We start from the raw sequence: 13,575 nt of genomic DNA, 5'->3' as shown, positions 1-13,575 counted from the left end.
TTTGGTCGCAACGGTATCGACGGTCGCTTATCTGGGGCTGGAGGCGCGCGCCGTGGAGGTGCAGTGCCAGCTGGTGCCGGGCCTCCCCAACTTCATCCTGGTCGGCCTGCCCGACAAGGCGGTGGCGGAAAGTCGCGAGCGGGTGCGCAATGCGATCGCCGCGATCGGCCTGTCGCTGCCGCCCAAGCGGATCACAGTGAACCTGTCGCCCGCCGACCTGCCCAAGGAAGGATCGCATTTCGACCTGCCGATCGCGCTCGCCTTGCTGGGCGCGATGGGGGTGATCGATGCCGAGACGCTGGCGGGCTATGTGGTCGTTGGCGAACTGGGGCTGGACGGGCGCACCGCGCCGTCGCCCGGCGTGCTGCTCGCCGCGCTCCATGCGGGCAGTCAGGAGATGGGGCTGGTCTGTCCGGTCGCGCAGGGGGCGGAGGCTGCCTGGGCTGGCGAAGTGGAGGTCGTCGCCGCGCCGGATTTGCTGAGTTTGCTCAATCATTTCAAGGGGAGGTCGGCGCTGTCGGCACCGCAGCCGGGAGTCGTAGAAGCGCCGGTGCGGGGCGCGGACCTGAAACAGGTCAAAGGGCAGGAGGTTGCCAAGCGCGCGCTGGAAATCGCGGCAGCGGGCGGCCACAACCTGCTGATGGTCGGGCCGCCGGGCGCGGGCAAGTCGCTGATGGCCAGTTGCCTGCCGGGGATATTGCCGGACATGACGCCGTCCGAAGCGCTGGAAAGTTCGATGGTGGCGAGCGTCGCCGGCACGCTGGAGGGCGGACGGATCAGCCGGGCGCGGCCGTTCCGGTCGCCCCATCATAGTGCGTCGATGGCGGCGCTGGTTGGCGGTGGCCTCAAGGCGCGACCGGGCGAGGTCAGCATGGCGCATCTGGGCGTGCTGTTTCTGGATGAGCTGCCGGAGTTCCAGCGGACCGTACTCGATTCGCTGCGGCAGCCGCTGGAGACGGGCGAGGTGACGGTGGCGCGGGCCAATGCGCATGTGACTTTCCCCGCGCGGGTGCAGTTGATTGCGGCGATGAATCCGTGCCGCTGCGGGCATCTGGGCGATCCGGCGCTGGCCTGCTCGCGCGCGCCGCGCTGCGCTGCGGATTATCAGGCCAAGGTATCGGGGCCGCTGCTCGACCGCATCGACCTGCATGTCGAGGTGCAGGCGGTGACCGCCGCCGACCTGGTGCTGCCGCCGCCCGCCGAAGGATCGGCCGAGGTCGCGGCGCGGGTCGCGGCGGCGCGCAGCGTCCAGACCGCGCGCTATGCCGGGACCAAGGTGCGCACCAATGCCGAAGTGGATGGCGAGCGGCTGGAGGACGTCGCCGGGCCGGACGAGCCGGGGCGGCAATTATTGGCGCAGGCGGCCGCGGCGATGAAGCTGTCGGCGCGGGGTTATACGCGGGTGCTGCGCGTGGCCCGCACGATCGCCGACCTGGCGGGCGCGGAGCGGGTCGGGCGGGTGCATGTGGCGGAGGCGTTGAGTTACAGGCGAAGGGCGCCGGTGAATTGAGGGGGCGACCAATTAACGAACAGTTATGGCCGATAATCGTGATCGTCGCAGTTCCTGATAGCCGATCTGTATAGGTCACGTTAAATCCAACGCATGGACCAAATTCAGCTAGAGATATGCAAACGCTATGGTGCCAAATTCACACCATCTGAAGAAACATACAAGCTGGGTATTTCGGATCGCGCCCTACGCGGTGAACTCCCGTTAAATGGCCTACGCCATCCGTCGGAAAGTGGGACGACGGGCTGGTTCATCTGGTCAGGTGAATGGTCGGATGATCCCGACTTTTTCAAACCCCTGCACTTATATCATCTGCAAAAGGACTGCCCCGTTGCACTGCCATTCATGGCATTACCGCCCGGATGGAGGTTCTTGATCGCGTTGGGATATGAAGACGTTTGGTCCGATGATACCCTGCTGAATATCTAAACTAGGCGGTCCGCCCTCCACCCAAGCCAGACGGCTGCTCTGTCAAGGCAATGGCTGGATGCTGACCAGCGTGTAGAGGCCGATCAGAAGGCCGCTGCCGGTGAAGGCGAGCAGGAAGCGGCGGATGTCGGGCCAGAAGTCGGGACGTTCCATGGCGCATATCTCCCGTCGGGATGACGATGCGGGGCGTAGGAGCGGGGTGGCGTGGCCAGTGACAAATATGGTTAGGGTGAGGACGCGCCCCGTGCTCCGTTCGCCCTGAGCCTGTCGATGGGCTGTTCCTTTTGGCGCCGTTGCGAGGAAGGAACGGGGCTTCGACAGGCTCAGCCTAAACGGAGGAGGGGTAATGCCCCTTGTTCTTAGCGCAGGCGTTCAACCCGCGCTGTCGTTAGCGATCAGCTTCAATTCGGTGGCGGGGGCGTCGCTGTCCTTGGGGCGGAAGCGGCCTTCGATGCGGCTGCCCGGTTCGATCGTGATGCGTTCATAGACGACGTCGCCGGTGATCCGGGCGCTGCTTTCCACCACCAGTTCGCCCGCCGCGATCGACCCGTCGACCAAACCGGCGAGACGGGCGCTTTGCGCGGTGACGTGGCCGGTGATGCGGCTGTCTGGTCCCTGCACCAGCGCGGCGCAGCTGATGTCGCCCTCTATCACGCCATCGACATGCAGGTCGACCGAAGCGGCGAGGTTGCCGGTGATCGTCACGTCGCTGCCGATCAGCGAGAAGGGCGTGTGCTTAGCTCCGGTCGCGGACATCGGCGAAACGGGCCGTGGCGATTTGCTGGATTTGGAGAACATCTTTGCGGGCCTCCAGAAAGGGGCGGGGATTGACGGCCTGGCCGTTCAGCCGGACTTCGAAATGGAGATGGGTGCCGGTCGAGCGGCCTGTCGATCCCATGCGGCCGACCGTGTCGCCGCGCGCGACCCTTTGTCTCACTTGGGCAGCGAAGCCGGACAGGTGGGCATAGCGGGTCATGATGCCGTTGCCATGTTCAACTTCGACCACATTGCCATAGCCCTGGCGCTGGCCGACATAGCTGACCTTGCCATCGGCCGCGGCGGTGATCGGCTGGCCGTAGCGGCCGGGAAAGTCGAGGCCGGCATGGAAGGCGGCATGGCCGTTGAAAGGATCGCGGCGATAGCCGTAGCTGCTGGTGAGCATCGGTGCGGCGGTGGGCTGACCCGACGGGATGGTGAGCAGGCTGCGTTCCAGAAATTCCATGCGCGACATGGCGTCGGCCAGATTTTCCAGTTCGTCGGTCAGCGCGCCCTTGTCGCCTTTCCACGGCACGAAGGGGCCACCCTGGGCGCGGGCGGCGGTGCGGGCAAGATTGTCGGGGTTGAGGCCGAAGCTACGGATCGCGGCGGCGGCCTTGTCGGCGCGGCGTTCGACCGCGGCGGTCAGCAGGGTGGCGAATTGACGCTGGCGCGCTTCCAGCCGGACCAGCGGCGCGGCTTCGGGTGCCAGGCTGATCTTGGCGGTCAGTGCGTCGGATTTGTCCGCCTTGGTCGGGGCGGCCATGTCGCTGCCGGGCGCTTTGTCGCTCTGATCCCCGAAATGGGTCTTGTAGAGGTCGTCCATGAAGTCCTGGCGGGCTTCCAGATCCTGCGCCAGATCCTCGACCGACTTGCGATAGCCTTCGACCTTGGTGGCGGCGGTGGCGACCGAGCGGCCCTGCTGCGCCAGCGCGGCGCGTTCCTGCGCGACCGAGGCGCTGCCGGCCAGCATCGAGAGGGTCATGCCGCCCCAGCCGAGCAGCGCGACGGACGCCACGCCGATCGCAGCCAGCTGCGCGCGGCGGGAAATGCGGACGAACTTCACCTGGCCACCGGAACGGAGGAAAATCTCCCGTTCAGGACACAGGGCAAGCAGCCGTTCCCGCAGGGGAGCGACCCCCTTCTTTTTATGATGCGACAATGCGACCCCGACTCTTTTATAAGGAGGGGGCCGGTAGCAAAGCTTTGCCTTTTTCGCGAATCCGTCGTTGCGGAGTCGTGACGAGTCGAGCGACGAACGCGCCGAAATGAACGATCGGGCTTTTTGTTCCCGGCTTCTGACGATTATTTGCAGATTTATTTTAACGCTGGCGGGACTGATCCCGCTGGTCGAGCAGGGCTTCCACGTCTGTCGCGGGGATAGCGGCGCTGAAATGATAGCCCTGAGCCATATGGCAGCCGCCCGCGCGCAGATAATCGAGCTGTTGCTGGTTCTCCACCCCCTCCGCCACGGTGCGGATGCCAAGGCTGTAGGCGAGGTTCAGCACGGTGCGCACGATGGCGGCGTCGTCCGGGTCGGTTTCCAGGTCGCGGACGAAGCGCTGGTCGATCTTGATGACGTCGATCGGGAATTGTTTGAGGTGCGAGAGCGACGCATAGCCGGTGCCGAAATCATCGAGGGCGATGGCGACGCCCGCATCGCTGAGCCGCTGGAGCAGGCGGCCGACCCGGTCGGCATTGCGGCCCAGGAACACCGATTCGGTCACTTCCAATTCGATGATCGACGGCGGCAGGTCCACGTCCTTGAGGCGGCCCAGCAGGCGGTCGGCGAAATCATCGTCATTGAGGTCGGCACCCGACACGTTGAAGGCGACATGGCCGAAAGGCAGGCCGGCATCGCGCCAGCGGCGGCAGTCGGCCAGGATGCCGTCGATCATTTGCGCGGTAATGGCGGGGCCGAGGTCGGGATGTTCGAAGGCGGCGGCGATATCGGCCGGCATGATGGTCGCGCCATCGGCTGTGGGGCAGCGGAACAACGCCTCGAACCCGACCAGCGCGCCGGTGGCGAGGTCGATCTTGGGCTGATACCAGGGGCAGGGGCTTTCCTGCGCCAATATGTGGCGCGCGCGGTCGAGCATCGTCGCCTCCCGCTCCCAATTGGCGAGCAGGGCCGGTTCGAACAGGGTCGCGCGCCCGCGGCCGGTATTTTTGGCGTGATACAGGGCGATGTCGGCATGTTTGACCAAGGCAGTGACATCGCCGCCATGGTCGGGGAACAGTGCCACGCCGATGCTGACCCGCGCTTCGATCGGCCGGCCGCGAAAGCTGAGCGGCGCATGGAGATGTTCGGTGATGCGCGCCAATATGGGCATCAGTGCGTCGACGTCGGGCAGGCGCGTCAGCAGCACCGCAAATTCGTCGCCGCCCATGCGCGCCACCAGGTCGCCGGGCCGCAGCGCATGGCGCAACCGATCCGCCACCGCGCACAGCAAGGCGTCGCCCGCATCATGCCCGGCGGTATCGTTGACCCGCTTAAATTCGTCGAGGTCGATCAGCAGGATGGCCGATTGCGCCGCATCCACCAGCCGGCTGGCCGGACCTGTCGTCGCCTGCGTCACCGCCGCCATGAAATGCGCGCGGTTGGCAAGGCCAGTCAACGCATCGGTCATGGCCAGCCGCTCCAGATGCAGTTCGGCCTCCTTGCGCTCGGTAATATCGACCACGCTGGTCACGATGCAGGGCACGCCATTCACGACGATCGGGCGCGAGGACAGGAGCGTGTCGCGGATATGGCCGTCCGCCCGGCGCATGCGACATTCGAAATTGTCGACCTGCGCCTCCCGCTGCAGCAGCTTGAACAACTGGTTGCGGACCGGCAGGTCGACATAGGTCTGTTCCACATGCGCCAGGGCGACATCGCCAGCGGGGGCAAAGGCGTCCTGCGCCGCGCGGTTCAGGCGCAATATGCTGCCATCATGCCGGGTGACGAGCAGGGGAATCGGCACCGCCATGAACATGCGTTCCATCGCATCCAGGCTGTTGGCCTGCGCCGCCTGCGCCGCCTGCGCCAGCTGGCCGGCCGTCCATTCCTGGCGCTGTAGCCGGTTGTGCCGGGTGATGGCGATCCACATGCCGCAATGCAGGATCAGCATCGCCAGGATCATGCCGATCGCGGTCTGGCTGTGCGGGGCCGGGGCGAGATAGCCCGCCAGCATCGCGATCGCGCAGGCGAGGCCGCCGCCGACATTGCCGCGAAAACTGGTCGGCACCACCAGATAGAAGACCAGCGGCAGCATGACGAGCACGAACAGCGCGATGTCGCTGCGCGAACTGACGAGCAGGGCGACGCCGATGGCGGTGATCGCCTGCCACAGGAAGCAGAGCCGTTCCAAGGCGGGGAAGGTGCGGGCACCGCGCCAGAGCGCGAGGCACAGGAGCGATCCGGCGATCACCGCGAGTCGGGCCGGGATGGCGACCCAGAAATGGGGGGTGCCGACAAAGCGCCAGTCGCTGAGGAGGAAGATGATATTCAGCAGCGCCGACAGGGCAAACAACGTCCGGGCGTGGCGGCGTGTTTCGGGCAGTCGTTCAGCCTGGAACGTCGATTCCCGCTCTGTATCGGGAAATTCGCCGGTATAAGGGGATAATATCGTCACATCGCGTCCAGGCTGAGCGGAGCGTGATAATAGCGTCATTAAGGTTATCAATTTCCTAAGCGGTTGGAAAAGCGCCCGCCTGTGCGGGGCCGCAAACCGCTGCTGCTGCTTGCTTGACCCGCCGAGCGCGCATCGCTATAGGCGCGGCTGCCCAGCGGACTGCCATGCGAAGATTCGTCTTTGCCCGGCATATCTACGGGGCGACACTAGAGCTGAACATTGCCGGGTGCTCTTGCGGCTCCAGGGGGCTTATGCCCACCGGGGCCTTTGCCGTTTGGTCGAATCTTTCGTCCATGGGGTGCGAGACGCGGGGATGCCCAGGTAAAGTAACTGAAAAAGGTGAAGGGCTTCATGCCAACAATCAACCAGCTGGTCCGCAATGGCCGCGATCCGCAGAAGGCCAAGAGCAAGGTCCCTGCGATGGAAGCAAATCCGCAAAAGCGCGGCGTTTGCACCCGTGTTTACACGACGACCCCGAAGAAGCCGAACTCGGCGCTTCGCAAGGTGGCCAAGGTTCGCCTGGTCAACCAGCGCGAAGTCATCACCTACATCCCAGGTGAAGGCCATAATCTTCAGGAACACAGCGTCGTGCTGATCCGTGGCGGTCGTGTCCGCGATCTTCCCGGTGTGCGCTACCACGTTCTTCGCGGCGTTCTGGATACGCAGGGCGTCAAGGATCGCAAGCAGAGCCGTTCCAAATACGGCGCCAAGCGTCCTAAGTAAGGGAGACTAGAATATGTCACGTCGTCGTCGCCCCGAAAAGCGCATCATCCTGCCCGATCCCAAATATGGCGATCAGGTTCTGTCCAAGTTCATGAACAGCATCATGCAGGACGGCAAGAAAGCCGTCGCCGAATCGATCGTTTATGGCGCTCTCGAAACCGTCGAGACTCGCGCCAAGAAAGATCCGATCGGCATGTTCCATGACGCGCTGAACAACATCAAGCCGGGCATCGAAGTGCGCAGCCGCCGCGTTGGCGGTGCGACCTACCAGGTTCCCGTCGAAGTGCGTCCAGAGCGTTCGCAGGCCCTGGCGATCCGCTGGCTGATCACCGCTGCGCGCAATCGCAGCGAGACCACCATGGCGGCCCGCCTGTCCGGCGAGCTGATGGATGCGGCCAATAACCGCGGCAATGCGGTTAAGAAGCGCGAAGATACGCACCGCATGGCGGAAGCGAACCGCGCCTTCTCGCACTATCGCTGGTAAAAAGATCAGCGGGGTGGACGCCGATAGGCGATCACCCCGTTTATCGCCCTAAAAATCCGTCCGTTCGTCGTGGGCTACCCATGGCGAACGGATTGGTTTAGGGGCCACCCCAGATCAAACGAATCCCAACCGCCGGCGCGCCGGCAACGGAGAAGCATCATGGCCCGCAGCCATCCGCTCGCTAAATATCGCAACTTCGGTATCATGGCGCACATCGACGCCGGCAAGACCACCACGACCGAGCGTATCCTCTACTACACCGGCAAGTCCTACAAGATCGGCGAAGTCCATGACGGCGCTGCGACCATGGACTGGATGGAGCAGGAGCAGGAGCGCGGCATCACCATCACGTCGGCTGCGACGACCTGCATCTGGAACGACCACCGCCTGAACATCATCGACACCCCCGGCCACGTCGACTTCACCATCGAAGTCGAGCGTTCGCTGCGCGTCCTTGACGGCGCGGTCGCCGCGTTTGACGGCGTTGCCGGCGTCGAGCCGCAGTCGGAGACGGTGTGGCGCCAGGCGGACAAGTACAAGGTTCCGCGGATGTGCTTCATCAACAAGCTCGACCGCACCGGCGCCAATTTCTATTATTGCGTGCAGACGATCATCGATCGCCTGGGCGCCAAGCCTGCTGTCCTGTATCTGCCCATCGGCGCGGAAGCGGACTTCCGCGGCTTGGTCGACTTGGTCGAAGATCGCGCCATCATCTGGAAGGATGAGAATCTGGGCGCCGAGTTCAGCTATGAAGCGATCCCGGAAGACCTGGCCGACAAGGCCGCCGAATATCGCGAAAAGCTGATCGAACTCGCCGTCGAACAGGACGACGAGGCGATGGAAGCCTATCTCGAAGGCAATCTGCCCGACGTCGCGACGCTGAAGGCGCTGATCCGCAAGGGTACGCTGAACCAGTCGTTCGTGCCGGTGCTGTGCGGTTCGGCGTTCAAGAACAAGGGCGTTCAGCCCCTGCTCGACGCGGTCGTGGATTATCTGCCTTCGCCGCTGGACATCGAAGACGTGCAGGGCATCAACCCCGACACGGACGAGACGGACAGCCGCGAAACGTCGGACGAAGCGCCCTTCTCCGGCCTGGCGTTCAAGATCATGAACGATCCGTTCGTCGGCTCGCTGACCTTCCTGCGCGTCTATTCGGGCACCCTGACCAAGGGCACCTATCTGAACTCGGTCAAGGACAAGAAGGAAAAGATCGGTCGTATGCTGCTGATGCATGCGAACAGCCGTGAAGACATCGATGCGGCCTATGCCGGCGATATCGTCGCGCTGGCCGGTATGAAGGAAACCACCACCGGGGACACGCTGTGCGCCGAGCGCAAGCCGATCATTCTGGAACGGATGGAATTCCCCGAGCCGGTCATCGAGCTGTCGGTGGAACCCAAGACCAAGGCTGACCAGGAAAAGATGGGCGTCGCGCTCAACCGCCTGGCCGCCGAAGATCCGTCCTTCCGCGTTTCGACCGATCACGAATCGGGCCAGACCATCATCAAGGGCATGGGCGAGCTTCACCTCGAGATCCTGGTCGACCGCATGAAGCGCGAGTTCAAGGTCGAGGCGAATGTCGGTGCGCCGCAGGTGGCCTATCGCGAATATCTCAAGAAGGCCGTCGACGTCGACTACACCCACAAGAAGCAGTCGGGCGGCACCGGCCAGTTCGGCCGCATCAAGGTGAAGGTCACGCCGGGCGAGCGCGGCGCGGGCATCATCTTCAAGGATGAGATCAAGGGCGGTAATATTCCCAAGGAATATATCCCGGCGATCGAAAAGGGCATGCGCGAAACCGCAGCGACCGGTTCGCTGATCGGCTTCCCGATCATCGATTTCGAAATCAACCTGTATGACGGCGCCTATCATGACGTCGATTCATCGGCGCTGGCGTTCGAAATCACCGGCCGTGCCGCGATGCGCGAAGTCGCGCAGAAGTCGGGCATCACGCTGCTCGAACCGGTCATGAAGGTCGAAGTCGTCACCCCGGAAGAATATCTGGGCGACGTCATCGGCGACATGAACAGCCGTCGCGGCCAGATCCAGGGCACCGACACGCGCGGCAACGCGCAGGTCGTCGAGGCGATGGTGCCGCTGGCCAACATGTTCGGTTACGTGAACTCGCTGCGTTCGTTCACCCAGGGGCGCGCGAACTATTCGATGACCTTCTCGCATTATGACGAAGTGCCGCAGAATGTGGCGGATGAAGTCAAGGCGAAGATGGCCTGATGACTTTCCCGAGCCGAGCCGTGCGAACGGCTCGGTTAGGGGCTGGTAATCTGTAAATTTGCTGCTATGGACGCGCCTTCGCGAGGCGCGGCCGAGCGGTCAGACCCAAGCTGATTTTGATTAGAAGGTAGGATAAAATGGCTAAGGCTAAGTTTGAGCGGAACAAGCCGCACTGCAACATCGGCACCATCGGTCACGTCGACCATGGCAAGACCTCGCTGACCGCAGCGATCACGAAGGTGCTGGCCGAAAGCGGCGGCGCGACCTTCACGTCGTACGACAACATCGACAAGGCGCCCGAAGAGCGCGAGCGCGGCATCACCATTTCGACCGCCCACGTCGAATATGAAACCGCCGCACGCCACTATGCGCACGTCGATTGCCCGGGTCACGCCGACTACGTGAAGAACATGATCACCGGTGCCGCCCAGATGGACGGCGCGATCCTGGTCGTTTCGGCCACCGACGGCCCGATGCCCCAGACCCGTGAGCACATCCTGCTCGCCCGTCAGGTTGGCGTTCCCCAGCTGGTCGTGTTCATGAACAAGGTCGACCTGGTCGACGACGCTGAAATCCTCGAACTGGTCGAGCTGGAAATCCGCGAGCTGCTCAGCAGCTATGATTTCGACGGCGACAACATCCCCGTCATCCCCGGTTCGGCCGTTATGGCTCTCAAGGACGAGCGTCCTGAGCTTGGCCATGACGCCGTGCTGAAGCTGATGGAAGCTGTCGACAGCTGGATCCCGCAGCCTGAGCGTCCTGTCGACAAGCCCTTCCTGATGCCGATCGAAGACGTGTTCTCGATCTCGGGTCGCGGCACCGTCGTCACCGGCCGTGTCGAAACCGGCATCGTCAAGGTTGGTGAAGAAGTCGAGATCGTCGGCCTCAAGAACACCACCAAGACGACCGTGACCGGCGTGGAAATGTTCCGCAAGCTGCTCGACGAGGGTCGTGCAGGCGACAACATCGGCGCCCTGGTGCGCGGCACGAAGCGTGAAGACGTGGAGCGTGGTCAGGTTCTGGCGAAGCCCGGCACCATCACCCCGCACACCGAATTCGACGCCGAAGTGTACGTCCTGTCGAAGGAAGAAGGCGGCCGTCACACCCCGTTCTTCGCCAACTATCGTCCGCAGTTTTACTTCCGCACGACGGACGTGACCGGCGAAGTGATCCTTCCTGAGGGCACCGAGATGGTCATGCCCGGCGACAATGTGAAGCTGAACATCAAGCTCATCGCCCCGATCGCGATGGACTCGGGTCTGCGCTTCGCCATCCGTGAAGGCGGTCGTACCGTCGGCGCAGGGGTTGTCGGAACGATCTCGAAGTAATATAGGACCGCAGCGGCGCGAATCATCTGATTCGCGCCGCTCGGAATTTTAACCGCCCCGGATCGCCTTTCTCCGGCTCGCAAGAGCTAGAAGGGCAGTTTACGGGGCGGATATTTTTGGTTGGCGCATTTTCACAAATCATCGGCTGCTCCGGCTGATTTTTGAAAATGCTCTGAGTTTTTGGCTCTTTCGCATCGGTACAGGAACTATGGACAGCAACATCCGCATTCGTCTCAAGGCGTTCGATCATCGCGTGCTTGATCAGGCGACCGGCGACATCGCCGACACCGCCCGCCGCACCGGCGCCCTTATCCGCGGTCCGATTCCCCTTCCGACGCGCATCGAAAAGTTCACGGTCAACCGTGGCCCGCACATCGACAAGAAGTCGCGCGAGCAGTTCGAGGTCCGCACCTACAAGCGTATGCTTGACATTGTGCAGCCGACGCCGCAGACGGTCGACGCGCTGATGAAGCTGGACCTGGCTGCCGGCGTGAACGTAGAAATCAAGCTGGCCTAAGCCGGCAAGTCCCTGCTCTCCGAAAGGTGGGCGGGGTATCGGGTATTTCGGCCCCCTATGTTTAAGAGGGTGTCGGAAGCTCAAACGACACAAGGGATACCGCACAGCACTGGGCAACCAGAGGGTCTGTGGTTCTGGTCCCCCGTCGCCGTTCCCGAGAGGGGAAGGCATCCAACCCGGACGGGGTGATCTACACATTGGGTTGGCCGCGAAGCAGAGATGCTGAGCGGTTTTTTCGTTGGATACGCCCGTTGCTAAGACGGGCCTCTATGGGAGTAACAAGTGATGCGCACAGGCGTGATCGCTAAGAAAGTCGGGATGACCCGTCTGTTCCAAGAGGACGGACGTCATGTTCCCGTTACGGTTTTGGCCCTTGAGGGCAATCAGGTCGTGGCGCGCAAGAATGTCGACAGCGACGGCTATATCGCCGTTCAGCTCGGTGCCGGCGTCGCGAAGGTGAAGAACGTCGCCAAGCCGCAGCGTGGCCACTTCGCTAAGGCGCAGGTCGAGCCCAAGGCTCGCCTGGTCGAATTCCGCGTCGCCGAGGATGCGCTCCTCGAAGTCGGCGCTGAAATCGCCGCTGACCATTTCATCGACGGCCAGCTGGTCGACGTGTCGGGTCACACGCAGGGCAAGGGCTTTGCTGGCGCCATGAAGCGCTGGGGCTTCGGCGGTATGCGCGCCACCCACGGCGTGTCCATCAGCCACCGTGCGCATGGTTCGACCGGTAACCGCCAGGATCCGGGCCGCGTCTTCAAGAACAAGAAGATGGCCGGCCACATGGGCGACCGCGAACGGACCCAGCAGAACCTCGAAATCGTCCGCACGGACGTCGAGCGTGGTCTGATCTTCGTCAAGGGCAGCGTGCCGGGGGCCAAGGGCACCTGGTTGACCATCAAGGATTCCGTCAAGGTTCCTCGTCCGGCCGACGTTCCCTATCCCGCCAGCCTGAAGAAGGCTGACAACAGCAACGACGCTCCGGCGAACACCCCGGCGGAAGACGCCGCGGCTCCCGAAGCGACCGAAGGCCAGGAGGGCTAAACCATGAAGGTCAAGGTACAGACCCTCGACGCAGCGGAAGCTGGCGATCTGGAGCTTAACGATGCCGTGTTCGGTGTTGAGCCCCGCGCCGACATTCTGCACCGCGTCGTCACCTGGCAGCTCGAAAAGCGTCGCGGCACCGCCCGCGGCACCCGCGAGCGTAGCGACGTTGCCCGCACCGGCAAGAAGTTCGGCCGCCAGAAGGGCGGCGGCACCGCCCGTCACGGCGATCGCCGCGCGCCGATCTTCATCGGTGGTGGTAAGGCGCACGGCGCCCGCGTCCGCGACTTCAACCCCTCGCTGAACAAGAAGGTTCGCGCGCTGGGTCTGAAGATGGCGCTGTCGTCGAAGGTCAAGAGCGGCACGCTCACGATCATCGACAGCCTGGACGTCGCCGAAGGCAAGACCAAGGCGCTGGTCGCCAGCCTCGCCAAGCTGAACCTGACGAAAGTCCTGTTCATCGACGGCGATGCGGTGAACGTCAGCTTCGCGAAGGCTTCGGCGAACATCATCGGCGTGGACCTGCTCCCTGCCGTTGGCGCCAATGTCTATGACATCCTGAAAGCCGACTCGCTGGTGCTCACCCGCGCCGCGGTCGAAAAGCTGGAGGCCCGTTTCAATGGCTAAAAAGCAAGCCGGGACCGTCGACAACCGTCATTATGACGTGGTTGTCGCCCCGCACATCACCGAGAAGTCGACCCTTCTCAGCGAAAACAACGCCGTGGTCTTCAAGGTGGCGGGCACTGCCTCCAAGCCTGAGATCAAGGCCGCTGTCGAAGCGATCTGGGGTGTGGACGTCAAGAGCGTCAACACGCTGGTCACGAAGGGCAAGACGAAGCGCTGGAAGGGCAAGCCCTACAAGCGTTCGGACGTGAAGAAGGCGATCGTCCGCCTGGCCGAAGGCCAGTCGATCGACATCACCGAGGGAGTCCGCTGAG

At 63.3% G+C, this 13,575-nt stretch carries 13 protein-coding genes; 10 read left to right on the top strand and 3 right to left on the bottom strand.

Annotated features, from left to right (window positions below):
* Position 1: 1 nt before the first annotated feature.
* Positions 2 to 1,510 carry a YifB family Mg chelatase-like AAA ATPase gene (locus tag HHL08_RS12780; RefSeq protein WP_169573544.1) on the top strand — a complete coding sequence of 503 codons (1,509 nt, stop codon included), beginning with the start codon at positions 2 to 4 and terminating at the stop codon, positions 1,508 to 1,510.
* Positions 1,511 to 1,603: 93 nt separating this feature from the next.
* Positions 1,604 to 1,939, top strand: coding sequence for an immunity protein Imm33 domain-containing protein (locus HHL08_RS12775; RefSeq protein WP_169573543.1), 336 nt, complete (start codon positions 1,604 to 1,606; stop codon positions 1,937 to 1,939).
* Positions 1,940 to 2,311: 372 nt separating this feature from the next.
* On the opposite strand, the gene HHL08_RS12770 is transcribed toward HHL08_RS12775, so the two are convergent.
* The 3 genes from HHL08_RS12770 to HHL08_RS12760 form a co-directional block, all read right to left on the bottom strand.
* Positions 2,312 to 2,695 (bottom strand): bactofilin family protein, encoded by a 384-nt coding sequence (locus tag HHL08_RS12770; RefSeq protein ID WP_206377867.1) that lies wholly within the window; start codon positions 2,693 to 2,695, stop codon positions 2,312 to 2,314.
* Positions 2,676 to 3,857 (bottom strand): M23 family metallopeptidase, encoded by a 1,182-nt coding sequence (locus HHL08_RS12765; protein WP_206377866.1) that lies wholly within the window; start codon positions 3,855 to 3,857, stop codon positions 2,676 to 2,678. Before HHL08_RS12765 ends, HHL08_RS12770 begins: the two co-directional genes overlap by 20 nt.
* Before the next feature lie 160 nt (positions 3,858 to 4,017).
* Positions 4,018 to 6,312, bottom strand: coding sequence for a putative bifunctional diguanylate cyclase/phosphodiesterase (locus tag HHL08_RS12760; protein WP_169573541.1), 2,295 nt, complete (start codon positions 6,310 to 6,312; stop codon positions 4,018 to 4,020).
* Between the two features lie 351 nt (positions 6,313 to 6,663).
* Between HHL08_RS12760 and rpsL the strand changes: the two genes are divergently transcribed.
* From rpsL to HHL08_RS12720, 8 genes are all read left to right on the top strand, one after another.
* Positions 6,664 to 7,035: a 30S ribosomal protein S12 gene (gene rpsL / locus HHL08_RS12755; RefSeq protein ID WP_088184308.1), complete on the top strand. Its 372-nt coding sequence runs from the start codon at positions 6,664 to 6,666 to the stop codon at positions 7,033 to 7,035.
* A gap of 13 nt (positions 7,036 to 7,048) precedes the next feature.
* Positions 7,049 to 7,519: a 30S ribosomal protein S7 gene (rpsG, locus tag HHL08_RS12750; protein WP_088184256.1), complete on the top strand. Its 471-nt coding sequence runs from the start codon at positions 7,049 to 7,051 to the stop codon at positions 7,517 to 7,519.
* Between the two features lie 159 nt (positions 7,520 to 7,678).
* Positions 7,679 to 9,751, top strand: coding sequence for an elongation factor G (gene fusA / locus HHL08_RS12745; protein WP_169573540.1), 2,073 nt, complete (start codon positions 7,679 to 7,681; stop codon positions 9,749 to 9,751).
* A 137-nt stretch (positions 9,752 to 9,888) separates the two neighbouring features.
* Positions 9,889 to 11,079, top strand: a complete 1,191-nt coding sequence (gene tuf / locus HHL08_RS12740; protein ID WP_169573539.1) for an elongation factor Tu — start codon at positions 9,889 to 9,891, stop codon at positions 11,077 to 11,079.
* Positions 11,080 to 11,287: 208 nt separating this feature from the next.
* Positions 11,288 to 11,596, top strand: a complete 309-nt coding sequence (rpsJ, locus tag HHL08_RS12735) for a 30S ribosomal protein S10 (RefSeq protein ID WP_007686587.1) — start codon at positions 11,288 to 11,290, stop codon at positions 11,594 to 11,596.
* A gap of 285 nt (positions 11,597 to 11,881) precedes the next feature.
* The gene (gene rplC / locus HHL08_RS12730) at positions 11,882 to 12,637 is read left to right on the top strand and encodes a 50S ribosomal protein L3 (protein ID WP_169573660.1); all 756 of its coding nucleotides are present in this window, start codon (positions 11,882 to 11,884) and stop codon (positions 12,635 to 12,637) included.
* 3 nt (positions 12,638 to 12,640) lie between these two features.
* Positions 12,641 to 13,264 (top strand): 50S ribosomal protein L4, encoded by a 624-nt coding sequence (gene rplD / locus HHL08_RS12725; RefSeq protein WP_169573538.1) that lies wholly within the window; start codon positions 12,641 to 12,643, stop codon positions 13,262 to 13,264.
* Positions 13,257 to 13,574 carry a 50S ribosomal protein L23 gene (locus HHL08_RS12720; RefSeq protein WP_066606478.1) on the top strand — a complete coding sequence of 106 codons (318 nt, stop codon included), beginning with the start codon at positions 13,257 to 13,259 and terminating at the stop codon, positions 13,572 to 13,574. The genes rplD and HHL08_RS12720 overlap by 8 nt, the downstream gene beginning before the upstream one ends.
* Position 13,575 lies beyond the last annotated feature (1 nt).

Source organism: Sphingobium psychrophilum (assembly GCF_012927105.1).
GTDB lineage: Bacteria > Pseudomonadota > Alphaproteobacteria > Sphingomonadales > Sphingomonadaceae > Sphingobium > Sphingobium psychrophilum.
The sequence above is the reverse complement of the archived record's forward strand: the minus strand, read 5'-3'. Positions and strand labels throughout refer to the sequence as shown.